Origin of the sequence: Neisseria sp. CP9, from assembly GCF_047758525.1 — a bacterium.
In the GTDB taxonomy this organism is placed as follows: domain Bacteria; phylum Pseudomonadota; class Gammaproteobacteria; order Burkholderiales; family Neisseriaceae; genus Neisseria.
Genome location: NZ_CP180502.1, coordinates 937,318 through 959,842, shown reverse-complemented (window position 1 = coordinate 959,842; position 22,525 = coordinate 937,318). Strand labels below are relative to the sequence as shown.

Annotated in this window: 21 protein-coding genes; 9 read left to right on the top strand and 12 right to left on the bottom strand. The window is 47.2% G+C overall.

Annotation, left to right across the window (positions count from 1 at the left end):
* Positions 1 to 6: 6 nt before the first annotated feature.
* A complete protein-coding gene (locus ACMYUL_RS04490) occupies positions 7 to 537 on the top strand; it encodes an alpha/beta hydrolase (RefSeq protein ID WP_415772298.1) in 531 nt (176 codons plus the stop codon).
* Between the two features lie 131 nt (positions 538 to 668).
* Positions 669 to 1,673: a quinone-dependent dihydroorotate dehydrogenase gene (locus tag ACMYUL_RS04485; protein WP_415772296.1), complete on the top strand. Its 1,005-nt coding sequence runs from the start codon at positions 669 to 671 to the stop codon at positions 1,671 to 1,673.
* Between the two features lie 249 nt (positions 1,674 to 1,922).
* Here the strand turns inward: ACMYUL_RS04485 and ACMYUL_RS04480 are convergent, their stop codons facing one another.
* The 10 genes from ACMYUL_RS04480 to ACMYUL_RS04435 all read right to left on the bottom strand — a co-directional run bounded on the left by ACMYUL_RS04480 (position 1,923) and on the right by ACMYUL_RS04435 (position 12,816).
* Positions 1,923 to 2,435 (bottom strand): hypothetical protein, encoded by a 513-nt coding sequence (locus ACMYUL_RS04480; RefSeq protein ID WP_415772294.1) that lies wholly within the window; start codon positions 2,433 to 2,435, stop codon positions 1,923 to 1,925.
* An 840-nt stretch (positions 2,436 to 3,275) separates the two neighbouring features.
* A complete protein-coding gene (locus ACMYUL_RS04475; RefSeq protein WP_415772293.1) occupies positions 3,276 to 3,515 on the bottom strand; it encodes a hypothetical protein in 240 nt (79 codons plus the stop codon).
* A gap of 220 nt (positions 3,516 to 3,735) precedes the next feature.
* Positions 3,736 to 3,999, bottom strand: a complete 264-nt coding sequence (locus ACMYUL_RS04470; RefSeq protein ID WP_415772879.1) for an RHS repeat domain-containing protein — start codon at positions 3,997 to 3,999, stop codon at positions 3,736 to 3,738.
* Between the two features lie 1,115 nt (positions 4,000 to 5,114).
* Positions 5,115 to 5,468: a hypothetical protein gene (locus ACMYUL_RS04465; protein ID WP_415772291.1), complete on the bottom strand. Its 354-nt coding sequence runs from the start codon at positions 5,466 to 5,468 to the stop codon at positions 5,115 to 5,117.
* Between the two features lie 282 nt (positions 5,469 to 5,750).
* Complete coding sequence (locus ACMYUL_RS04460; RefSeq protein WP_415772289.1) at positions 5,751 to 6,110, bottom strand: hypothetical protein; 360 nt, start codon at positions 6,108 to 6,110, stop codon at positions 5,751 to 5,753.
* A gap of 238 nt (positions 6,111 to 6,348) precedes the next feature.
* Positions 6,349 to 6,705, bottom strand: a complete 357-nt coding sequence (locus ACMYUL_RS04455) for a hypothetical protein (RefSeq protein ID WP_415772287.1) — start codon at positions 6,703 to 6,705, stop codon at positions 6,349 to 6,351.
* An 11-nt stretch (positions 6,706 to 6,716) separates the two neighbouring features.
* A complete protein-coding gene (locus tag ACMYUL_RS04450) occupies positions 6,717 to 7,946 on the bottom strand; it encodes a hypothetical protein (protein WP_415772285.1) in 1,230 nt (409 codons plus the stop codon).
* 11 nt (positions 7,947 to 7,957) lie between these two features.
* Positions 7,958 to 10,456, bottom strand: a complete 2,499-nt coding sequence (locus ACMYUL_RS04445; protein ID WP_415772283.1) for a type VI secretion system Vgr family protein — start codon at positions 10,454 to 10,456, stop codon at positions 7,958 to 7,960.
* Positions 10,457 to 10,710: 254 nt separating this feature from the next.
* A complete protein-coding gene (locus ACMYUL_RS04440) occupies positions 10,711 to 11,178 on the bottom strand; it encodes a lysozyme inhibitor LprI family protein (RefSeq protein WP_415772281.1) in 468 nt (155 codons plus the stop codon).
* Between the two features lie 315 nt (positions 11,179 to 11,493).
* Complete coding sequence (locus ACMYUL_RS04435) at positions 11,494 to 12,816, bottom strand: murein transglycosylase A (RefSeq protein WP_415772279.1); 1,323 nt, start codon at positions 12,814 to 12,816, stop codon at positions 11,494 to 11,496.
* A gap of 107 nt (positions 12,817 to 12,923) precedes the next feature.
* On the opposite strand from ACMYUL_RS04435, the gene ACMYUL_RS04430 reads away from it, so the two are divergent.
* Positions 12,924 to 13,070 carry a hypothetical protein gene (locus tag ACMYUL_RS04430; RefSeq protein WP_415772277.1) on the top strand — a complete coding sequence of 49 codons (147 nt, stop codon included), beginning with the start codon at positions 12,924 to 12,926 and terminating at the stop codon, positions 13,068 to 13,070.
* Positions 13,071 to 13,078: 8 nt separating this feature from the next.
* Here the strand turns inward: ACMYUL_RS04430 and ACMYUL_RS04425 are convergent, their stop codons facing one another.
* On the bottom strand, positions 13,079 to 13,876 hold the full coding sequence (locus ACMYUL_RS04425; protein WP_415772275.1) for a DsbC family protein: 798 nt from the start codon (positions 13,874 to 13,876) through the stop codon (positions 13,079 to 13,081).
* 257 nt (positions 13,877 to 14,133) lie between these two features.
* Between ACMYUL_RS04425 and ACMYUL_RS04420 the strand changes: the two genes are divergently transcribed.
* The 4 genes from ACMYUL_RS04420 (at position 14,134) to ACMYUL_RS04405 (ending at position 19,264) form a co-directional block, all read left to right on the top strand.
* Positions 14,134 to 14,799, top strand: a complete 666-nt coding sequence (locus tag ACMYUL_RS04420) for a hypothetical protein (RefSeq protein WP_415772273.1) — start codon at positions 14,134 to 14,136, stop codon at positions 14,797 to 14,799.
* Positions 14,800 to 14,844: 45 nt separating this feature from the next.
* Positions 14,845 to 17,013: a primosomal protein N' gene (locus ACMYUL_RS04415; protein ID WP_415772271.1), complete on the top strand. Its 2,169-nt coding sequence runs from the start codon at positions 14,845 to 14,847 to the stop codon at positions 17,011 to 17,013.
* 359 nt (positions 17,014 to 17,372) lie between these two features.
* Positions 17,373 to 18,260 (top strand): tRNA glutamyl-Q(34) synthetase GluQRS, encoded by an 888-nt coding sequence (gene gluQRS, locus ACMYUL_RS04410; protein ID WP_049230914.1) that lies wholly within the window; start codon positions 17,373 to 17,375, stop codon positions 18,258 to 18,260.
* A 272-nt stretch (positions 18,261 to 18,532) separates the two neighbouring features.
* Complete coding sequence (locus ACMYUL_RS04405; protein WP_049230915.1) at positions 18,533 to 19,264, top strand: LytR/AlgR family response regulator transcription factor; 732 nt, start codon at positions 18,533 to 18,535, stop codon at positions 19,262 to 19,264.
* Positions 19,265 to 19,467: 203 nt separating this feature from the next.
* Here ACMYUL_RS04405 and coaD read toward each other — a convergent pair whose 3' ends face one another.
* Entirely contained in the window at positions 19,468 to 19,998 is a 531-nt protein-coding gene (gene coaD / locus ACMYUL_RS04400; RefSeq protein WP_415772268.1) for a pantetheine-phosphate adenylyltransferase, read from the bottom strand.
* Positions 19,999 to 20,332: 334 nt separating this feature from the next.
* Here coaD and ACMYUL_RS04395 point away from each other — a divergent pair, with 334 nt between their 5' ends.
* Both ACMYUL_RS04395 and ACMYUL_RS04390 read left to right on the top strand, forming a co-directional pair.
* Positions 20,333 to 21,310, top strand: a complete 978-nt coding sequence (locus ACMYUL_RS04395) for an ABC transporter substrate-binding protein (protein WP_415772266.1) — start codon at positions 20,333 to 20,335, stop codon at positions 21,308 to 21,310.
* A gap of 426 nt (positions 21,311 to 21,736) precedes the next feature.
* Positions 21,737 to 22,456 (top strand): DUF2971 domain-containing protein, encoded by a 720-nt coding sequence (locus tag ACMYUL_RS04390; protein WP_415772264.1) that lies wholly within the window; start codon positions 21,737 to 21,739, stop codon positions 22,454 to 22,456.
* Positions 22,457 to 22,525: the final 69 nt, after the last annotated feature.

Below are 22,525 nucleotides of genomic sequence, written 5' to 3'. Positions count from 1 at the left end.
TCTGAAATGCGAACTTTCGAACTCGAAGACCTGACGCTGTTTTTGATACGTGACGCGGACGAAGCGGAAATGTGGATAGACCGCTGGGCGGTCAGTTATCCCGTCGTCCAAACCGCTGCCGCTTCCGCTAACCAAAGCATCACCCAATGGCAGGCAAGTATTCAGACGGCGTTTGAAGGCATCAACGGCGAACACATCGCCATCGTCGCACACGCCGCAGGCGTATCCGCTTTTCTGGCGTGGCTCTACCAAACCGACATCCTGACGCAGAAAAAAATCGCCAACATCATCCTCGTGTCGCCGCGCCCCGAAGCCTTTCACGACGATGAAATACACACCTTCCAGCGTGTCCGTTGCCCCTGCCGCACCGCGCTTGTCATCGCCGAACAAAACGGCACACCGCGTAACTGGGCGGAAGAACGAGCAAACCTGTGGAACGCCCGCCTCCTCCTGTCGCCACACTCTGGCACGCTCAATGGCGCACTCGGCGGCTGGCAATGGGGCATGAAGCTGATGCAGGAAATGCTCTTGAGTTGAACAAAACACTTGCAAGGATAAAACAGAAAAGGTCGTCTGAAACTGGAAATCAGGTTTCAGACGACCTTTTCGCAGGCAAGTAACAGTTTCGGGTAAAATACGGCAGTTCGCCAATTATCCGAAAGAATCCCATGTATTCCTTAGCCCGCAGCCTGTTGTTTAAACTTGATGCCGAAAAAGCCCACCATTTCACTCTCGACGCGCTCAACAAAGTGTACAAACTCGGTTTGCTTCCGATTTTCGACAACCGAACCAAGCCCGTCAAACTCATGGGCATCAACCTGCCCAACCCCGTCGGTCTTGCTGCCGGACTCGACAAAAACGGCGAATACATAGACGCATTGGGCGCGCTCGGCTTCGGCTTCCTCGAAATCGGCACGGTAACGCCCAAGCCGCAGCCCGGCAACCCGCAGCCGCGCCTCTTCCGCGTTCCCGAACACCAAGGCATCATCAACCGCATGGGCTTCAACAACCACGGCATCGACGCCATGATTCAAAACATCGAAAAAAGCCGTTATCAAGGCGTATTGGGCATCAACATCGGCAAAAACGCCGGCACCCCCATCGAAAACGCCGCCGACGACTATTTAATCTGCCTCGAAAAAGCCTACGCACACGCAAGTTACATTACCGTCAATATTTCCTCACCCAACACCAAAAACCTCCGCGCACTGCAAGGCGGCGACGAACTGAGCGCGCTGCTCGAAGCCCTGAAAAATAAACAGGCGCAGCTTGCCGCCGCACACGGAAAATACGTCCCACTCGCCGTCAAAATCGCTCCCGATTTAGATGAAGCACAAATCGAAGACATCGCCCACGTCGTCAAATCCGTCGAAATGGACGGCATCATCGCCACCAACACCACCATTGACAAATCAAGCCTCGGCAGCCATCCGCTCGCAGGTGAGCAGGGCGGTTTAAGCGGTCTGCCCGTGCGCGAAAAAAGCAACCAAGTGCTGAAAACATTGGCGGGACACATAGACGGCAAGCTGCCGATTATTGGCGTCGGCGGTATTATGAACGGCAAGGACGCCGCAGAAAAAATCCGCCTCGGCGCAACCGCCGTCCAAGTGTACAGCGGCATGATTTATAAAGGTCCGGCATTGGTGAAGGAATGTCTGGCAGCGTTGAAGTAAGGGAGGCTTTTAAGAAAAAAGGTCGTCTGAAAACCGGTTTAACTGGATTTAAACGGTTTTCAGACGACCTTTTTGAGATTTGGGCTTTCAACTCAATTTATGTTTACTATAAAATCGTTTCTATAAAATTAAAAAATGGGTCATGAATAAGTAACATCAATAAATTCATTTTTTATATTTTATTATATCTAGAAAATATAATAATTTTTTGAATCCTAAGCCCGAGATGGTATTTGAATCAGGATTGATCTAATGTGTTTTAACAGTATTTGAAGGACAAAGCTCTAAAGCTTCCTTGGATCGGAGTGATGTAAACATATAATGTACTAGATCAGGATTGTTTGAATAGTATTTACTGACCAAATAAGGAGAGTTGTTTGAATAAAAATAACAATATAATTTACCATTATCCAAAAAAGGTTGTATTTGGGAAGTTGGAAGATTGAAGTCTTTTAAATAGTCTATCCCTTTAGAGGTTATAGGATAAAGTTGGGAAAGGGGGATTTCATCCGCTGTATTTGCTTCAAAAATCATAATCATTTCACTTGTTTCAACAAAAGTCCTCAAGAATATATTGCTACTGCTTTTAGGAAAAATATCAATATACCATGAAAATGACTTGGAATTTAAAAACTCATCAGGAGTTTTGTAATAATCATCATGATGTTGATCATAGCTGAACCTTAATATCAGAAATGGTATAAATATGATTGCAGATATTATGCCTAAAGATATTAAAGATAATTTAATAAATTTCTTCATGGGTGCATCTTTTCAAGGTTAATTGCGGTTTTAATCAAAAGGCTGTCCTGCATAATTAGGGAAGTTCAATTCAAGTCAGATTGATTACTATGAGGAAGAACCACCTAAGCCAGTGCAGCCAAATAGCTCATCGAAACTATTTATTGCAGGCATTCTTTTTCTCAGTTCTACGTCGTTTTTCCACTCAATAACAAGAAAAATAAAAAGAATGAATAAAGCAATACTTGGCAAGTAGATATTAATAAGAGAATTGATGTCCATTTTTTAGTATGTGTAGAAAATATAATGATTTTTTTTTGCATGATAAACCTGAGATGAGACTTGAATCCGAAGTAGTCTAATGTGTTTTAACAGTATTTGAAGGACAAAGCGCTAAAGCATTCTCGGATCGGAGTGATATAAACATATAATGTACTAGATCAGGATTGTTTGAATAGTATTTACTGACTAAGTAAGGCGAGTTGTTTGAATAAAAATAACAATATAATTTACCATTATCCAAAAAAGGTTGTATTTGGGAAGTTGGAATATTGAAGTCTTTTAAATAGTCTATCCCTTTAGAGGTTATAGGATAAAGTTGGGAAAAGGGTATTTCATCCGCTGTATTTGCTTCAAAAATAACGATCATTCCACTTGTTTCAACAAAAGTCCTCAAGAATATATTGCGACTGCTTTTGGGAAAAATATCAATGTACCAAGAAAATGATTCTGAATTTAAGAATTCATCAGGTGTGTGATAATAGTAATCACGATAATAACTATAATCAAACATAAACATTAACGATGCTATTATTACAGTCAAAAACCCAATAAAGATTAAAGTTAACTTCTTAAAGTTATTCATAAATATCCTTTATTTTTTAATACTTCTTTTGTTTTATGATGATTTGGATTTAAATATTTTTCACATCGTTCTGCACATGTTTGATTTGAAGGGCATTTAAAACCATATTCGTTAACACTCATATCTTTTTTCATATCATCTATCATTTCAGAGTCTGTTAACCTTTTTTTAGGATCACCATATGAGCCAGTTAGATGTTTTACCCAATCTCTAACTTCTTTCGCTCTGCCATACATTAAAGCAAACCCTCTATCTGGTGCAATTGACTTGGAGACTTTGCAAAATGCAGTACAATGAAAAAATTGATCTGTATCCGTTAGTCCAAACGCTATCATATCATCTAAAGTACGATTAAGAATTAGAATACTACTGGCTTCCCCCTTTACTGTTGCAGCAGTAAATCCATAATAATCTCCAAACTCATCAACATAATCATTAGATGATAATCCTAGTGGGTCAATATAAGAAATAGCATTCCGAGCTAATGCATATAAATTTTCCCCCCCCTAGCAACCCAATCGGATCCTGCTGCGTAAACCGTCCAATCTCCGGATCATAGTAGCGGAAGAAGTTGTAATGTAGCCCAGTTTCTTCATCATAATGCTGATTCTGCAGACGGAAGGGTTGATGTATATCCATTTTCAGACGACCTTCTTGGGTCAGTTTGCCCCAGCCGCTATAGTCGCCGCTCCAAACAATATTGCCTTCCTCATCGGCCATTTCACGCAGGATGCCGATTAGGTTACAGGTTTTCTTGTTTCGCACCTAAAATTGTATAGATTAGTAATCTGGACACTTAGTTACCTCTTTCATCTTCAGTGCCGATGCAGCTTGGGCTTCTTCGCGATATTTTGTGACATGGACAGCCGTCTTGTAGAGACTAACTTTTGTTATCGCTTGAAGAGGATGTTTTAGGTCGTCTGAAAGTTTTTCAGACGACCTTTGTGAAAGTTGGGTTTTCAACCCAACCTACGCTTACTAACTTACACTTGCTTATTTGGATTGTGCTTGTTATTTAGTGAATGATTTTAAAAATATAATCACGAACCAAACACATGTAATATCCATAAAAAGAATTGCAGGCATATGAACTTAAGGTATATGCACTGAATAACAATGTAAATATACTTATGAGTACTGAAATTGCTAGGGTTTTTATATCTCTCATAAAGAGTAAATTTATCAGAGTAGCTACTGAAAACAGAATTGCAATATAGCTTGATAATTTAATGAATGTAAGTAAATATGAAAACAATTCTGCATCCATCACTATTGTTATTTTTATGAGCCATATGGTCAAAAATATCAATGACGGAAGATTTAGCAAAATTTGAGCAATCAGTAAGAAGTAATTTTTTTGCTTCATTTTATTTAATATTTTCAATTTGATCATGAATATCTTTAGTTTACCCTTAGCTATTCTAATAGTATGAAAAAAAACATCTTTATGGCTTATAACCTGTATGATACGGCGTCCCTACCCATGGGGACGTAAGTCATTCCTACCTTACACCTACACGAAAATGAGAATCTTGTATTTCAGTATCTGAATTAGATAACAAACTAACCATTTTCTTCGTAGAAATGTTGGTGCGACTTGGGCTTCTTCGCGGTATTTTTGTGGCAGGGACAGCCGTCTTATAGAGACTAACTTTTATTATCGCTTGAAGAGGATGTATTTTAGGTTGTCTGAAAGTTTTTCAGACGACCTTTGAGAACGTTAGGTTTCCAATTCAACCTACGCCTGTTATGTAAACAACACGGTGTTTCTTGAAATATGAATAATATTTTCTTTGAGAAAAGCCATCTAAACTAAACCTTCAGATAACTTTAACTCATTCTTTAACTTTTATCTGATAAAATTTCTTCTGGTCCTTACTTTCAAACCAGCCTACTGCACCTCTTACATAATAAGATATTTCAATCGTAATATCCTGTTTGGTCATTGGCGTTCCGGAAATAACCGTTTCATTGTCCCATTTTCCTGTTACAGAGGAAACAGATAAACCCGAATCGTCAGGCGTAATAGTTGCACGAAAAGAGTCAGGGTATGATCTAAGCCCGCCGGTAAAATTTACGCTTACCGAATATGGCCTATTAAATTTCGCATCAGGCAATGATTCGATTTTTGGGGTTAAAGTACAGCTCGCTGTGAAGCAAGCGAGAGCCAATACAAACAATCTTTTCATTTTCTTTTTCCTATGTTCACAACGGATTTGGACGGATAGTGTATCCGGTTCTCTTGGCGAAACAGATATATCATCTTCCGTTTCTTTTGTTGTATGAATAATCGAACAGGACGACTGCCATTAGTAAAAAGGTCGTCTGAAAACTTTCAGACGACCCTTGTGAAAGTTAGGTTTGCGATTCAACCTACGCCTGTTATGTAAATAACACAGTGCTTTCTTGAAATATGAACAATCCTTTCTTAGAGAAAAGCCATCTAAACTAAACCTTCATATAACTTTAACTTATTCTTTAACTTTTATCTGATAAAATTTCTTATGATTCTTCTTTCCCAATCCCAAAAATCCTCCTGACCCTCTTATATAATAAGAGATTTCAATCGTAATATCCTGTTTGGTCTGTGGAGTTCCAGAAATATGAACCGTATCATACCACTCATCGGTGGGTTTTACAGTCAACCCTGAATTTAGAGGATCCATTTTCACCCTGAAATTATCGGGATAAGCAGCATATTTAGTTACATTTAATTCTATGAAATATGGCTTATTTAATTCTGCGTCCGGTAATGCCTGAACTTTATGTTTACCGGCAAAACAACCGGATAACGCTATTGCGGCCGAAAAGATAAATACTTTCTTCATCATACTTAAATATCCTCCATAATTTGCTGATACTTCACAAACTTTTAAACACAATTGCCCCAAAGCTGGCTTTTAGAAACTTTTTCAGACGACCTTTTTGAAAGTTAGATTTTCAATTCAAGTTACGTTTACTTTTTCTAAGTAAACAGGTTTTAAATTTACTATGTCTTTTAACCTACTGTATTGGTTAGTTATCCCGCCCAGTTGCGGGCTACATAAAAGACTTTCCCATACTATCTAATTAATTAGATTGCTCTTTAACCTTTATCCTATAAAATTTTGTCTTTCTATTATCTTGAAATATTATTTTATCAACTAAATAAGATATTTTAATTGAAATTTCTTGATTCACTTTAGGTGTTCCTGAAATAACTATTTCATTATCCCATTTCCCAGTCACAGGGGAAACAGATAAACCCGAATCGTCAGGCGTAATGTTTGCATGGAAAAAATTAGGATATGTTCTATGCCCATCGCTAAAATTTACTCTTATTGAATAAGGTTGATGAAATTCTGCATCAGGTAATGATTCGACTTTTGGTGTGACAGTACAGCTCGCAGTAAAGCAAGTTATAGCAAATATAAACAATCTTTTCATTTTCTTTTTTCCTATGTTATTGCTTCAAAAACTATTGCCCCGAAGCTGGCATTTAAAAACTTCTTTAAAGTTATCTCTTTTGTGTATTCACTATGTTCTATAAGATTCTTCACCTTCCCCCAAGTAAACAGTTTCAAATCTACTGTATCTGTCAGCCTGCTGTATTGGTCAATTATCCCCCCTGTTTGCTGGCTGTGTAACGGACTTTCCCATACTATCCAGTGGGCCTTAAAGTTTGGTGTCGTTGCCCCTGCAAAAATATTTGGCGAACTCATCAGTTGCACGACACGGTAGCCTTGTATAGCATATTTGTTGATTTCCGCCATTTCTTTCAGAGTGCTGCTACCACGAATCGTGACTAAGTTGTGCAGGTTTTTCGCATCCGATTTTTTCAACCACTTTTCCATATCCCAATGAGTTGTAATAGCTGCCATTTCTTTGGTTGGGCTGTCATAATCCCAAATCAGGTTTTCCGAATCGCGCAGACTGCCCAGGGTTATCCAATCTAATCCAGATATCCTTTGGTCTCCTACTTCATCAAAAAAGTTTTTAGGCTGAGCCGCATCACCTGCCTTAATTTCCAGATTGGCAAAATTTGCTTTTCCTGTTTCCCATAGTTGCTTGACCGCTATCTGATAAAGATCGGGGCGGTCCTTCAGTAGGCAGTAAAAGTAAGCAGCAGGTCCGCATAAGGATGATCGGTTTTGGTTTGGATAACCTTCGCCCTGACTTTGTCTTCCTGCTGCCAGCCTATCCCTCAATTCCTGCTCGATTCTATCTTTTTTAAACGGGTCATTTTGATGTCCGGCTGGATATTCGGGCGTTACAAAAATCTGCTTGCGACTGATGTTTAGTATGTCCGTATTAGGGGGATTACCCGGTTGGTTTTCACCAGTATCCCCTTGGCTTTCCATTGCGCGGAGCGGCTTCAAATTTTTATAGTTGTCAGCTTCGTAGAAATAGCTCAGAGGATATATGCTGTCTTCGATAAAAATAGGAGTAGAGGCCTGCCTACTGCGGTACAGATAAATCTGTACCTGATATTTTTCAGCCTGTTCTTTAGACAAATCAGTTGGCGAATTGAAAACAACATAAATTTCCTTCGAATTCGGAACGGGCTGCATTGAATTGAAATAAGGCATATAGCTCTTTTTAACCATATCATACAGTTGGATTTTATACATTAATTCGGAAATGGGGATATTGGTATCGATTCTGCATCCCAAATGAAATGTTTTCATGATTTTGTTCCTTAATTATTGTCGTCGATATTCAGTGTATTTGAATAGAACATTTGAATTTTCACTCGCTCCGGCTGAGACGAATAAAACACCTCGGTATAACCATTTTCATCAGTTTTACCCTTATGGATTTGTGCATCCTTCAAATAAGCCGCATATTCAGTATGCGCGTAGGGGTTTTGGTCGTCATCTAACATTTGGAAGCGTAAGGCATAGCGTTTACTTACTTCAAATAAAGGGAGCCTCATTGATGTATAACTATTCGGCCCTGTCACCTCCACCGGCGCCTTCACCCGCACCAACTTCGGACTACCAATCTCAACCTCCCCGTTCGCCAGTTTGATATACGCCCCTTTGCAGGTAATAAGGATCTCTTCCTTCGCCGCAATGGTGATTTTCCCTGCGCTGCTGGTTAACGTTGCATCCTTCAGCGCATTCAGCTGCAATTCGTCATTCTGTGCTTGCACTTCCACTTTTCCCTGATTGGCCTGCACCTTGATGCCGCTGCTTTGCGCAAACAGGTTGAGGCTTTCTGCCGCATGGGCGGTCAGGCTTTGACCGGCGGTGATGTCGGTATGGTTACCGCTGACGAGGTGGATGTTTTCATTGGCGGTGTGCAGTTGGCTTTGCTGGGTTGCGGTAGCAATACCGGCAGGGGCGGTTTGGATCAAGCCGGCTTCTTTGAGGTCTTTAAGGGCGTCTTTCAGACGACCCCTTTGGGTTTCTTCATCGGTGTGGTGGTTGTTGGCGGTTTGGGCGGCTTTGTTCAGGCTTTTGGCGAGGGAAAGTGCCTGTTCGAGTTGGGAAATGGCATCGTCCATATCCAGCACTTTGCCGTTGGCGTCTTGGTTTTGTGCGCTGACGAGTATGCCTTTCCCCGCCCGTACGGCACCCCAGCCGTCGGTTCTGAGTTCGAAGCCTTCGCCGTTCTCTCCGCGTTTCTCCCTACCGCTGTCGACGATGTGGCCAAGGTTGAGTTGGGATTTTTGGTAGTCGGTGGCGAGTTTGATGTGTTCCTGACCTTTTTGGTCTTCCATCCTCAGTTTGTTATTCGCCCAGGTACGGATGACGTTCCTTGTGTTCCAATCGGCAGGGATATGATCGGGATGGGCGCTGTCGTGCATGACGCCGGAGATATACGGACGGTCGGGGTTGCCTTGGACGAAGGACAGCATGACTTCGGTGCCTTCGTGCAGGGGGAAGTGGATGCCGTATTCGGGACCGGCATAGGGTTTGGCCAGTCGGACGGGACGGCTTTCTCCGCCGGGGCTCCATTCGTCCAAATCAAACGGCAGTTTGACGCGGTAGCGTCCCATGTCGTCGATGTAGGCGTAGGTGCAGTTCTCTGCCGCGGTCACCCGTGCGGGCAGTGTGCCGGCGATATGGGGACGCGGGGTGGTGCGTTCTGGACGGAAGGCGAGTTGGGCGGGTATGGCGGTAAAGGTGTGGGTGTAGGCGGTATCGCGGCTGCCGCTGTGTTCCATGCTGAGTACCAGCCAGCCGTCGGGTGCTTCGGGGAAGGCGGTATCGGTTTGGAACACTTTCATCGGTGCCATGGAGACGACGTTGCCGCTGCCGTTGGCGACGGTTTGGCGGCAGAGGACGGCTTCGTTCAACAGGGTCGTCTGAACTTTGGCTTCATCGGGGGTTTTGGGATGAAGGCCCCAGTTTTGCTGTTTGCCCAATAAGACGGTATTGTCGGCAGACTCTTCGGATTGTTTGTTGTCGGTTTCGGCAAAGAGGTCGGTATCGGCAGTGCGGTAGTTGTAGTCGGCACTGCGTATGCCTTCGACGATGGGATTGTGACGGATGCTTAAGTTGAAGAGTGCTTCGGTACCGACGCTTTCCAGTCCGGCATGGGGACGGTAGGAAACGGGTAGGCTTTGGTCGCGGAAGTAGTGTTCGGGACTGTCGCCGAAGACGACGATATCGCCGTGTTGTTCATGCTGTTCGAAGGCATACCAAATGCCTTCTTCCTCACACAGACGGTTGATAAAGGCAAAGTCGCTTTCGAGATACTGGGTCACATACTCGCGGACGCTGTAGCTGCGGCTTTTTTGGAAACGGTAGTCGACACCGGAGAAGCCGTGGTGCTTGAAGACGGCGGCAACGATGTCGGGGACGGTTTGGTTTTGAAACAGTCGGGAAGATTGGAAATGTTTTAAAGCCGCGAAGCGCGGCTCTAAAACAAAGCGGTAAACGGTTTCATCCTTGGAGACGGACAGCTTCTCACACGAAGTCACGATGCCCTGCCATTGTTTCGCCGGAGCGTCGTCCGAACCGGCTGAAAAAGCGGCGGCGACTTCGGACAATACGGCCTCCTGCGGACGGATTTCAAATGCTGCGCGCTGGTTGAGGTAGGAAGACAGCGGCAGTGAGGAATCGGTGGAGGTGGCGGTGATTTCGACGCGGTAGGCGGTGTTGGCGGCTTCGGAGGCGGTGAAGGATTTGACGGAGAGGGAGGGGAAGAAACGGGCGAAGGTGAGGTGGTAGGATTGGCGGGCAGTCATGACGATCTGGAGGATTTATGATGAAAGCTTGAACATAAATCAAAAAAGCGAGCAAGACAAACGGATAATGACAAACGGTAAAAATGTCGTATGGATGGTTTCTGAAAGTGATGGGTGAATAGATTTGGGATGAAAGAAGGTCATCTGAAAGTTGAGTTTCAGACGACTTTGATAAATGCCAGGTTCTAATTTAGATTTTATAGATTAATTTAAAAAGAAAAATGTTATTTTATAATTCGAGGGTGGATGGGTTGTTAATCCTCATCATGCCCAATAGTTTGAAAGAAATATGGTTCTTCAAATTGGCAAGGTTCGTTGCCACATACATAAATTTCTTTTAAATAGCTATTTCGCTTTAAAATGGCATCAGTAGCACATTGCAAATATTCAAATATCCCCTCTCTTCCAACCTCTTTCTCTGGCAATATCAAGCATTCATCAAATTTGTTTTTATTCCATTGCCTTTGTTGGTGAATTAAATAATTTCTTATATTTACATTTTTCTGCTTTTGAGCGATTGAATAATTATTATTTAATTCTTTCTGTGCCAATAAATATGACTTAGAAAAACATACAAGAATATCTTCTTGCATTATACTTCCTGCATAACATGGTTTGTTTAATGCACCTTTATCAATAACAGTTTCAGGTGAATCTCCAAGTGTAAAAGTTGGGGCGAGGCAAATTGTAATAAATAAAGCTCTATTATTTAAAGCGATCAAAACGCAATCCTTTCTTCAATATACGTAGTAGCAAGTAGATTATGATCCAAAAAAAATCATCCAGTTATCTAAAATATTTGGTTTCTACCCAAGCTTACACTTACTAAAATGGGTTAACAATACAATTATAGTGGATTAACTTTAAACCCGTACGGCGTTGCCTCGCCTTGCCGTACTATCTGTACTGTCTGCGGCTTTGTCGCCTTGTCCTGATTTAAATTTAATCCACTATAAGAGCGGGTATGGATGGTTTGGAAATGAAAAAGGTCGTCTGAAAACTGATTTTCAGACGACCTTTTGACTTTTTAGCCGATTTTAAGGCTGATAGCTGGGTTTCATGCCGTTGGGTAGGAGTTGCCAGACGTAGCCTGTGGTTTTCATTTTGCCGGCAACTTCGCCTGCTTCGTCGCCGTAGCCCCAGAAGTAGTCCACGCGGACTGCGCCTTTGATGGCGCTGCCTGTGTCTTGCGCCATGATGAGGCGGTTTAGGGCTTTTTTTGTGGTCGGATGGGCGGTGGCGACAAACAACGGCGCACCTAAGGTGATGTAGTGGCGGTCGATTGCGCCTGCGTATTCACCCAAGAGCGGGGTGCCCAATGCGCCGACCGGTCCGGCTTCGCTGCTGCCGGTCAGTTCGCGGAAGAAGACGTAGCTGGGGTTTTGTCCCAAGACTTCGGCGAGGCGGCCGGGGTTTTGCTTCATGTAGGCTTTGATGCCCTGCATGCTGGTTTGTGCGAGGGGGAGGTAGCCTTTGTCTGCCATGTAGCGTCCGATGGAGACGTAGGGGTGTTCGTTTTTGTCGGCGAATCCGACGCGGATGTATTTGCCGGACGGGGTTTTCAGACGACCTGAACCTTGGATGTGCATGAAGAAGAGTTCGACGGGGTCTTCTGCGTAACCGAGGATGGGGGCTTTGCCGTTGAGCGCGCCGCCGTTGATTTGGTTGCGGGTGTAGTAGGGGACGAAGCGGCTGCCTTCAAATCTGCCTTTGAGGGCGGTGCTACGGGCGGTAATGGGGAATTGGGACAGGTCGGCGGTGTGTGTGCCGCTGTTGTCGATGACGCCGCTGTTGGCACCGGTTTGGCGGATGCGGACGGTGGCTTTGCTGCCTCTCAAATTGGCGGACAGTGGGACGGAAACGAAGTCGTTGGGGATGCCGTAGATGGGGAAGCGGGCTTTGCTTGTAGCTTTGTCATCGCCGAGCAGGACGGGCTCGTAGTAGCCTGTGATGGTGCCGGCGGGGTTGCCGTTGTTGCTGACTTGCCAAGGGGTGAAATAGCGTTCGAAGAAATGCTTGGCTTGGAAATGGTGGACGGGCGTCTGCATGGCTTGGGCGCACACGTCTTGCCAGCCTGCGCGGTTTTTGAGTTTCTCGCAGCCTAAGCGGAAGGATTGGAGGCTTTGGGCGAAGTGTTGGGTGCTCCAGTGCGGCAGTTCTTGGTGGGACACGACGGTGTAGGTCGCGCCACCGCCGCTGACGGTGGTGCCGACGGGGTCGGGCGTGCCGGTCGGGCGGTCCGGGCCTTTGACGGTGGTAGTGTCGACTTCGGGGAGGTTTTTGATGCGTTTGCTCGGGCAGGCGGAAAGGACGGCTGCGGCGATGGTGAGGAGTGTGATGCGGTATAGGTGTTTTTTCATAATGCTGTCTTAAAAGCCGTCTGAAATCTGCCTCCGGATAGGATGAAACGTATCAAGCGGCTGCGCCGACTTGCTTGGGATGGACTCAGAAAGTCGGTTTGTATCGGATGGACAGATTTGCAGACGGGATATTTGGTCCGTTTATTCAAGAGCTTGGGATTTTAACACAGTTTGCCTGCCTGCTTCGGCGGTATGAAAAAGGTCGTCTGAAAACCTTGTGTATCGGTTTTCAGACGACCTTTGCCGTATCTTAAAGCCAATCTTATTTCTGATTGTCTTCGATGATTTTTTTGAGGTGCGGCATGGGGCTGTATCCGCTTTGGCTGCGGCCGTTCGGGAAAACGAGGGTCGGCGTGCCGTTGAAGCCGAATTGTTCGCCCAAAGAAGTGGTTTCGGCAACGGGATTTTCGCAATTGGCTTTGCCGCTCGGGAATTGGCCTTTGCGCATCCAGTCGGTCCAGGCCTGGGTCGGGTTGGGCTGGCACCACAGGATTTCGGCTTTACGCGCGGCATCGGGGTGCAGGCTCGGAATCGGCATCATGAAGTTGTAAATCGTGATGTCGGTCATTTTTTCAAACTCGTGTTCCAAGCGTTTGCAGTACGGGCAGTCGGGGTCGGAGAAGACGGCGACTTTCAGCTTGCCGTTGCCGCGCACTTCTTTGATGGCTTTGTCCAAAGGCAGGGAGGCGAAGTCGATTTTGTTCAAATCGGCGGCGCGTTCGTCGGTCAGGCTTTTGCGCGTGTTGACGTCGATGAGGTCGCCGACGAACATATAGTCGCCCTTGGCATCGGTGTAAATGATTTGTTTGCCACTGACAACGACTTCATAAATGCCTTGAATAGGGGTTTCGCTGACGCTGATGACTTTCAGACCTTGGGATTCGTAAATTTTCTCGAGGCGGGCTTTTAAGGCTTCGCCGACTTTACCTTGAGCGGGAGTGGCGGGCTTGGCAGCGGCTGAAGAGGGCGCAGCATTTGCTTGTGAAACGGGGGTTTGCCCGCACGCGGTCAGAGAGATCAGAGCGATGGGGGCTAAGATTTTGATTAATTTGGTTTTCATTTTTAAGTATAGGCGTGTGTCAAGAAAACTCCATTGTATCAAACCTCTGTCATGCCTGCATTGTGTTGAGGCTCAATTTATCGTCTGAAAATAGCTTTCGGCTGTTAAAATACGCAAAAAAATGATTTGCTTGCCTGTATGATCTACCACCGCATCGCTGTAAACATATGGCTAAGTGGGCTTTGGGTCGGACTGAGGTCGTCTGAAAGATTTGCTGCGGGCAACTGAAAGATTTTATCGACACTTTGAGAAAAATGATGAACCAACAAGAATACGCTGAATATCTGTTTAAGCTGCTGGGCGAAGAGCCACGGGCAGCAGATAAATATAATGGCTGGGAAGATTATTTCTATGGTTTGTTTCAAGGTTTTATGCCCGACGGAGAAGGTGTGGCTGCGGTGTTTGAGCCTTTGGAAAAGGGACAGGAATTGCTGGCGCGCATCATGCCTGTGTATCAAAGCACTACCGAACACAATCAAGAGATTCTCGATAGCGGCTATATTCCCGGTTATTTCTGCCCGCCTGCGCAAGATGAAGCAGAAGTGAGACAGACGGGCGAGCGTTTGCTGGAAGGTCTGCGCGAATTTGCCCACTTTGTTGAAGACGAAGAGCTGATTGCAGCCTTGGCAGCGATTAAACAGATACGTTTTGGCAAGCCTGCGGAAGAGTTTAATGATACTCAGGACTTGTTTGGGGAAGCATTTGGTGAATGGCGGATTAGCAATACAGATTACAACAGCCCTGAACAAGTGTTAGACGAGGCCTATTATTCTATAAATTGCGATTATTACCTGTCCGCCTATCTGCAATACCCGCTTTACCGCACCAAGCCTGACAGCGATTTTCTTCGTCCTTATTTCGATTTGTGGAGACAGGGCTACGGCTTTACTTTGGATGAAGACTGTTTGTATTTGTGCAAATAGCTTCCGTCTCTTCAGACGACCTCAAACCATTTTCCCGACCACGCCATGATCTACCACCGCATCGCCGTAAACGTGCCGCTTTCAGACGGCCTTTTGACTTATTCCCATTCCGAGCCGCTGCCGCTGGGAACGCGGGTGCTTGTACCTTTCCGCAACAAGACCGTGGTCGGGATTGTGTGGGAAACGGATATTGCGCCCGATATGGATGCGGCGCGGATTTTGAATATTCAGACGACCTTTTCGGACGAGCCACCGCTGCCTGAAAGCTGGCGTGATTTGCTCTCGTTTACGTCGCGTTATTACCACTATCCGACGGGGCAGGCGGTGTTTGCCGCGCTGCCGCAGGGTTTGAAGGAAACGCGCGCGGTGGAAATGCCGAAGCCGCCGTTGTTTTACGCGCTGAACGAAGCGGGCAGGGCGCAAACGCCGCCGCCGGCGCGGTTCAACAAAAAAGCGGCTCTGTGGGACGCACTGCTGTCGGGCGGGATGACGATGGCGGCGTTGAAGCAGGTAAACGCGCAGGCTGCGAAGTTAATCGAAGATTGGGCGGAACAGGGTTGGATTGAAACGACAGAAGCAGCAAAGCCTGTATTGAGGCCGTCTGAATTTGTGTTGAATACCGACCAACAGAAGGCTTCCGATGAAATTCAGACGGCCTTCGGCAGCTTCCAGCCGTTTCTGCTTTACGGCATCACCGGCAGCGGCAAGACCGAGGTGTATTTCGATGCGATGGCGAAAGTGTTGGCGCAGGGGCGGCAGGTGTTGTTTCTGTTGCCCGAAATCAACCTCACGCCGCAGCTTTTGAAGCGGGTGGAAAACCGTTTTGCCGACGTGCCGACCGCCGTGTTGCACAGCCAGATGGCGGCAGGCAAGCGCACGCAGGATTATCTGCGCGCGATGTTGGGGCAGGCGAAGCTGGTGATTGGCACGCGGCTGGCGGTGTTCACGCCTTTGCCTGATGTCGGGCTGATTGTGGTCGATGAGGAACACGACGGCTCGTTCAAGCAGGACAACGAATTGCGCTACCATGCCCGCGATTTGGCGGTGTGGCGGGCGAAGCAGAGCGGCTGTCCCGTCGTGTTGGGCAGCGCCACGCCCAGCTTGGAGAGCTGGCACAAGGCGCAAAGCGGCGCATACCGCCTGCTGCAACTGACCGAACGCGCCCATGCCGCTGCGCAACTGCCGCAAGTGGATATCCTCAACGTAGGCCGTCTGAAACTAGACAATGGCTTCTCGCCGCAAGCCTTACAGCTTTTGAAACAGAATTTTGAAGCAGGCGGCATGTCGCTGGTGTACCTCAACCGGCGCGGCTTCGCGCCCGCGCTGTTTTGCGGCGACTGCGGCCATACCTTCGGCTGTCCGAACTGCTCCGCCAAAATGGTGCTGCACCAACGCGCCCGCCAACTGCGCTGCCACCACTGCGATCACCGCGAACCCATCCCGTTCAAATGCCCTGACTGCGGCAACCAAGACCTGACCGCCGTCGGCCACGGCACGCAGCGCGTCGAAGAAACCCTGCGCGCCTTCCTGCCCAAGGCCGCCGTCGTCCGTGTCGACAGGGACAGCACCGCGCACAAAAACGACTGGGCTGATTTGTACCGCCGCATCGCCGACAATGAAATCGACATTTTGGTCGGCACGCAGATGCTCGCCAAAGGTCATGATTTCGCGCGGCTCAACCTCGTTATCGTGTTGAACGCCGACGGCAGCCTGTATAGCGCGGATTTCCGCGCGCCGGAAAGGCTGTTTGCCGAGCTGATGCAAGTGTCCGGCAGGGCGGGGCGCGCCGACAAACCGGGCAAAGTATTGATACAAACCCAACTGCCCGAACATCCCGTCTTCGCCGCCGTCAAAGCGCAGGACTACGCCGTGTTTGCCGAAAACGAATTGAACGAGCGGCAAATGTTCGCCATGCCGCCTTTCGGTTTCCAGACCGCCGTCCGCGCCGACGCGCCGCGCGTTGCCGATGCGATGGAATTTCTCAACGCCGCCAAAGAAACCCTCGCCCCGCTTTTACCCGAAAGCGTCTCCCAGTTCGGCGCCGCCCCCATGCTGATGGTGCGCCTTGCCGAACGCGAACGCGCGCAAATCTTCCTCGAATCTCCGTCCCGACAGGATTTGCACCGCGCCGTGAGTTTGTGGGTGCAGGTGTTGCAGCAAAACCGCGACGGCAAAATCCGATGGTCGGTGGATGTGGATGTGCAGGAAGCGTAAGCGGAATAGGGAAGGGGTCGTCTGAAAAAGCGGAAGAAGCATTTTCAGACGACCTTTTCGTTTAAACCGTCTTGATGGTTTGTATAGTGGATTAACTTTAAACCAGTACGGCGTTGCCTCGCCTTGCCGTACTATCTGTACTGTCTGCGGCTTCGTCGCCTTGTCCTGATTTAAATTTAATCCACTATAAAAAGCGGCAAGGTTAGGATGGGCAGGGTTGCGCCTGCATTGAAAAACAGTTGAGCCTTCACAAAAGCCCTACGATAAAATACGCGGCATGAAAGCCTGATGCTGCGCCGCTGTTTGCAGTTCAGGCTTTGCCGACATATCGCCCATTTTGAGTTCCATACGGAGTTTGCATGTATATAGGACGCTTCGCCCCCAGCCCTACCGGCTTGCTGCACATAGGCTCGCTGCTGACTGCTTTGGCTTCTTATGCCGATGCGCGTGCCAACGGCGGCAAGTGGCTGGTGCGTATGGAAGACTTGGATCCGCCTAGGGAAATGGCGGGTGCCGCCGCGCATATTTTGCACACATTGGAAGCGTTCGGCTTTGAATGGGACGGCGAAGTCGCCTACCAAAGCCAGAGGGACGAGTTGTACCAAGAGGCATTGGGTCGTCTGAAAAACGAAGGGCTGGTGTATCCGTGTTATTGCAGCCGCAAAGACTGGCAGGCGGTGGCAACGGCGGGGGCGGACGGATTTGTGTACAACGGGCGTTGCCGCGTTCCGGCGCAACGACCCGAAGCGAATGGGAAAACGCCTGCTTGGCGGATTGCCGTTCCCGACAGGACGATTGGTTTTCAGGATGAGATTGTCGGCTATTACGCCCAAAATTTGGCACGCGATATCGGCGATTTTGTTCTGTTGCGTGCGGACGGTTTTTGGGCGTATCAACTTGCCGTGGTTGCGGACGATGCCGAACAAGGCATCACGCATATCGTGCGCGGACAGGATTTGCTGGTGTCCACGCCGCGTCAGATTTATTTGCAGCAATGTCTCGGCGCAAACACGCCGCATTACGCGCACCTGCCTTTGCTGGTCAATTCGCAGGGGCAGAAATGGTCCAAACAAACGCTTGCTCCCGCCTTGGATTTGAACCGGCGCGAGGCGCTTTTGCGGCAAGTGATGCGTTATCTCAATCTTCCCTACGCGCCCGAGGTTGACCGTCCCGAGGAATTGTTGGCGTGGGCGGTTTTACATTGGGATATACGGGCGATACCGATTAATGACATAGTCACGGAGTAAATTTGTAAATTTGCAACAAATTACTTGAGGTATTACTTAAATTTTTTAATTTTTGTAAGTAATTGCTTGTTTTTCAGATAAAGTTAACAGAATTAAGGTATATTCCTAAACACCTCCAAACCACTTTCATTTGAGATGAATGTTTGGTCTGCCTGCCAAAACGGCAGAAGGGGGCAAACGTATGAGAAAAATGTTTCAACATACTAAAACACGCGGGAACGTTGTGTATTGATTTAAAATTCGCATCCACATTCAAAATAACAAAGAAAATTATGTTAAGTGCCATTATTGTTGAAGACGAAGTGCTGGCAGCAGAGCGCTTAAGGGTCTTACTCGAAGAATGCAACGTCGTCTTGCTCAATGTATTTCACCATGCCCAGCCGGCATTGGATTGGTTGAGCATACACGAAGCAGATGTCGTATTTGCCGATATCGGACTGCCCGAAATCAATGGTTTAGAGTTTGTCGAGCGCATCAAGCGCGGTGCCAAACGCCAGCCCGAAATTATTTTCACCACCGCCTATGAAGAACACGCCCTGCGTGCCTTTGAATTGGCTGCCGCCGACTACCTTCTCAAGCCCATCAGAATGACCCGCCTGCAAGCGGCGCTTGACCGCGTTGGCGAAAAATACCGCGAAAAAGCAGATGATTTCACCCATTTCACCGTCTTCAGCCGTGATTTGATGATTGAAATCCCGTGGCAGCAGGCGCGTTATTTATTGGCGGAACACAAAACCGTATTTCTGATTACCGGCGACGGTCAGCGCTACGAATTGCCCAAAACGTTGGTTTCATGGGAAGAGCTGCTCGGAGACAAAGTAATCCGTATCCACCGCAACGCCATCGTGTTCCGACACACCTTAGACTGCCTTATCCGCTTGGATGAAGAAGAAGACGAGAGCAACGCCATTTGGGGCGCGAAGGTTTTGGACGTACCCAAACCCCTTCCCGTCAGCCGCCGCCAATTGGCAACCCTGCGCAAGATTCTGAAAAAACAAATCTGATGGCGGATTGACCGCATCATCGACAAAGCCCTGCCGTTTGGCAGGGCTTTTGTTTTTCAGACGACCCCTTGTCGCGAACCGACCTGGCAGTCGTAACAAGGCGGCAGAGTAGCGGATAGATAAGATTAGGATAAGGCGGGATAACAGGTTATCCCGACGGAAGGGCAATCCGTTATCTGCTTCCAATTCTCGTTGTCCGAACCTTATCGCGATGCGCCATCATGTGCTGTTTTATCGTGATCCCGCACGATTTTGTCGTACACGGCTTCGGGCAGGTAGCGGCGTATCATGTCGTGCCAGCCGTCGGGGCCGACCAAGCCTTTGACCATGGTGGAAGACACTTCGGCGATTTCGCGCGGCGGCATCAGGAAGACTGTTGAGATTTCAGGCGCGAGGTCGCTGTTGATATAGCGCATCGAGCGTTCGTATTCATAGTCGGCGGCGGAGCGGATACCGCGAACGATAAAGCCCGCTCCGATTTCCCGCGCGTAGCGGACCAGAAAACGGTTTTCAAATACGCAGATGCGGACATTGGGGAAGTCGCCCGTAATCGCTTCGAGCATGGCGCGGCGTTCGTCTATGGTGTAGGTGTTGCGTTTTTCAGGATTGATGCCGATGGCGACGACGAGTTCGTCAAAAAGCGCCTGCGCTTCTTTTATCATCCAAAGATGACCGAGCGTCGGCGGGTCGAAACTGCCTGCGTAAACAGCGCGGCGCGGGGGAATCGTTTTCATGGAAAGTAGAATGAGTGATGGCAGCCGTCAGCATAGCGGTCGGGGGCGTTAATGTCAAAAAGGTCGTCTGAAATACAAAATCAGTCCGCATTGGGGCGAAACCGGGTTTTCAGACGACCATTCATTAAAACATGATTGATATGAAATCAAGTGCCGGAAATATTTGCTTCGGGTGGTTTAAAGCAATAACGCGGCGACACCGGATTAGCCTTCCTTTACTTCGAAATCCTTTAATAGCATAATAAATAGAAATTATTATCAAAATTTATCCGTATTAAGCAAATGGGCGAAAGTGCATTTGTATTTCAGACAGATTCGATATGGAGATTGGAAAATGGAACTGAAAAGACGTGATTTCTTAAAAATGACCGCCGCGCTGGCAGCGGCAGGGGTTTCGCCTTCGCTGTTGGCGGCGGGAAAAGAGCAGTTTACCGTGTACGGCGCGCCGGCGATGCCCAGCGTAACCATTGCCGTAGCGGCGTTGCAGGGCAAGCTGGCGAAGCAGGCGGATGTGTCGCTGAAGGTTTGGCGTTCGCCCGACCAGCTTCGCGCGGGCGTGGCGAGCGGGCAATTTAAAGTGATGATGAGCCCGAGCAATGTCGGCGTAAACCTGCGCAACCAAGGGCAGAAAGTCGGCATGGTGAATATTTTGACCAACGGCATCACGCAGTTGGTCTGCAAAGGCAGCGCGATTGCCTCGCCGCAGGATTTGGTCGGCAAAAAAATCCTCGTGCCGTTTAAAAACGACATGCCCGACATCGTGCTGCAAGCCTTGTTGAAAAAACTGAAAATCGACGCGCACAAAGTCGGCATCACTTACACTGCCACGCCACCCGAAGCGGTGGGGCTGTTTTTAAGCAAGGACTACCACGCCGCCATCCTGCCCGAACCAATGGCGAGCGCGGGTATGCTCAAAGGCAAAACCATGGGCGTAAACGTCGTGCGCGGCTTTGACTTAGTGAAAGCATGGGGGCAGGCTTTTGACACCAAACCGCTGATTCCGATGGCGGGCATCATCGCCAACGAAGAATATTTCCACGTACACAAGGCGCAGTTCGACATCTTCCATCAGGATTTGAAAAACGCACTCAACTGGATACTCGCCAACCGCCAAAGCGCGGCGAAAATCGGCAAAAACTACCTTCCCGCCCCCGAACCCGCCCTAGTCATGGGCTTGGACGGCGCGCGGCTGACGGTAACCAAAGGCAGCGAAGTGAAGAACGAGATTTTGAAGTTTTACGAAATCCTGATGCAATTCAACCCGAAACTCTTGGGAGGCAAGCTGCCGGATAACGGGTTCTTCTTGGCTTAAAAGAGGAAAGAGGTCGTCTGAAAATAGTGGAGTAGCCATGAAATCTGACTTGTCATTTTCAGACGGCCTATCAGGACATTATCAGCAGCGTAGGTTGGATTCTTGAATCCGACATTTCGGTTAAACGGGGCTGTCGGATACGAGTATCCGACCTACTTTTTTCAGACGACCTATCAGATAATAGTTAGAACAGTACACAAAAAGCCGTCATTCCCGCGTAGGCGGGAATCCAGTCTCTGATATTGCAGGAATGTTTTAAAATTGCAGCAACGTCAAACCTCTGGATTCCCGCCTGCGCGGGAATGACGGCGGGTGGTAACCGTAGGTTGAGTTGCCAAACTCAACAAAACCGTCGGATTACCTGAAATGTTGGGTTATGATCCAACCTACAAGTTCAATACAATATTTTATTGAAAGGGATGATTTATGGAAAAGAATTTCCTATTTATAGATCACGAAAAATTAGATACAACAATTTATAGAATTTTTCCTATACACCGTTTTTTAGAAATTTTAGATACCAATAAATTGACTTTGGTAAAACCCAAATTATGGGATGACCCGTTTGAAAATGCCCTATTATCTTCAACATTCATCATGTCAGGAGAAGAAACCAGCATAGAGGCGAGAAATTCAGTATATGGTCAATGCTGGACTTGGCATCGGGAATCAGATGCAATGTGGCGCATTTACTCTCCTAATAAAGATGGTATTAGAGTTTCTACAACACCTAGAAAATTATTAACAGCTTTACATGAGGAAATCGGAAAGTTTGCAAAAGTTCGTGGTTTTCTTGGTCAGGTGCAGTATGCGACAAGTAAGGATTTGATAAATAAATTTCAAAAAATAGAACTATTAAAAACAGATGGAAGCGGTATCGCAGAATCTCTATTGTATAAACGAAAAGCATTTCAACATGAAAATGAGGTACGTTTAATCTATTTAGGACAAGATGGGTTATGCCAAGAAGACATCTTTAAATTTGATATTAAACCAACAGAATTATTTAAGGATCTCCTGTTTGATCCTAGGATAAATCCATATTTGAAAGAGGCATATAAAGGTCAAATTTTTGAGACGGGTGAATTTAAATTTAAACGTTCTAAGTTGTATGATCCACCTGAGAATTTTAAATTCAATTTGTAAAATAATAAGCGGCAGCAGTATGCTGGCTTAGCAGCGTAGCAGCGTAGGTCGGATTCTTGAATCCGACAT

What these genes read in the sequence shown, in the direction of transcription:
- ACMYUL_RS04460 (WP_415772289.1), bottom strand. Translation starts at nt 6,110, where the DNA reads ATGATGAAGAAAGTATTTATCTTTTCGGCCGCAATAGCGTTATCCGGT.
- ACMYUL_RS04390 (WP_415772264.1), top strand. Translation starts at nt 21,737, where the DNA reads ATGGAAAAGAATTTCCTATTTATAGATCACGAAAAATTAGATACAACA.
- ACMYUL_RS04450 (WP_415772285.1), bottom strand. Translation starts at nt 7,946, where the DNA reads ATGAAAACATTTCATTTGGGATGCAGAATCGATACCAATATCCCCATT.
- ACMYUL_RS04480 (WP_415772294.1), bottom strand. Translation starts at nt 2,435, where the DNA reads ATGAAGAAATTTATTAAATTATCTTTAATATCTTTAGGCATAATATCT.
- ACMYUL_RS04475 (WP_415772293.1), bottom strand. Translation starts at nt 3,515, where the DNA reads ATGTATGGCAGAGCGAAAGAAGTTAGAGATTGGGTAAAACATCTAACT.
- ACMYUL_RS04490 (WP_415772298.1), top strand. Translation starts at nt 7, where the DNA reads ATGCGAACTTTCGAACTCGAAGACCTGACGCTGTTTTTGATACGTGAC.
- ACMYUL_RS04465 (WP_415772291.1), bottom strand. Translation starts at nt 5,468, where the DNA reads ATGAAAAGATTGTTTGTATTGGCTCTCGCTTGCTTCACAGCGAGCTGT.
- ACMYUL_RS04445 (WP_415772283.1), bottom strand. Translation starts at nt 10,456, where the DNA reads ATGACTGCCCGCCAATCCTACCACCTCACCTTCGCCCGTTTCTTCCCC.
- gluQRS (WP_049230914.1), top strand. Translation starts at nt 17,373, where the DNA reads ATGTATATAGGACGCTTCGCCCCCAGCCCTACCGGCTTGCTGCACATA.
- ACMYUL_RS04430 (WP_415772277.1), top strand. Translation starts at nt 12,924, where the DNA reads ATGGACAGATTTGCAGACGGGATATTTGGTCCGTTTATTCAAGAGCTT.
- ACMYUL_RS04455 (WP_415772287.1), bottom strand. Translation starts at nt 6,705, where the DNA reads ATGAAAAGATTGTTTATATTTGCTATAACTTGCTTTACTGCGAGCTGT.
- ACMYUL_RS04485 (WP_415772296.1), top strand. Translation starts at nt 669, where the DNA reads ATGTATTCCTTAGCCCGCAGCCTGTTGTTTAAACTTGATGCCGAAAAA.
- ACMYUL_RS04415 (WP_415772271.1), top strand. Translation starts at nt 14,845, where the DNA reads ATGATCTACCACCGCATCGCCGTAAACGTGCCGCTTTCAGACGGCCTT.
- ACMYUL_RS04435 (WP_415772279.1), bottom strand. Translation starts at nt 12,816, where the DNA reads ATGAAAAAACACCTATACCGCATCACACTCCTCACCATCGCCGCAGCC.
- ACMYUL_RS04420 (WP_415772273.1), top strand. Translation starts at nt 14,134, where the DNA reads ATGAACCAACAAGAATACGCTGAATATCTGTTTAAGCTGCTGGGCGAA.
- ACMYUL_RS04395 (WP_415772266.1), top strand. Translation starts at nt 20,333, where the DNA reads ATGGAACTGAAAAGACGTGATTTCTTAAAAATGACCGCCGCGCTGGCA.
- coaD (WP_415772268.1), bottom strand. Translation starts at nt 19,998, where the DNA reads ATGAAAACGATTCCCCCGCGCCGCGCTGTTTACGCAGGCAGTTTCGAC.
- ACMYUL_RS04405 (WP_049230915.1), top strand. Translation starts at nt 18,533, where the DNA reads ATGTTAAGTGCCATTATTGTTGAAGACGAAGTGCTGGCAGCAGAGCGC.
- ACMYUL_RS04470 (WP_415772879.1), bottom strand. Translation starts at nt 3,999, where the DNA reads ATGGCCGATGAGGAAGGCAATATTGTTTGGAGCGGCGACTATAGCGGC.
- ACMYUL_RS04425 (WP_415772275.1), bottom strand. Translation starts at nt 13,876, where the DNA reads ATGAAAACCAAATTAATCAAAATCTTAGCCCCCATCGCTCTGATCTCT.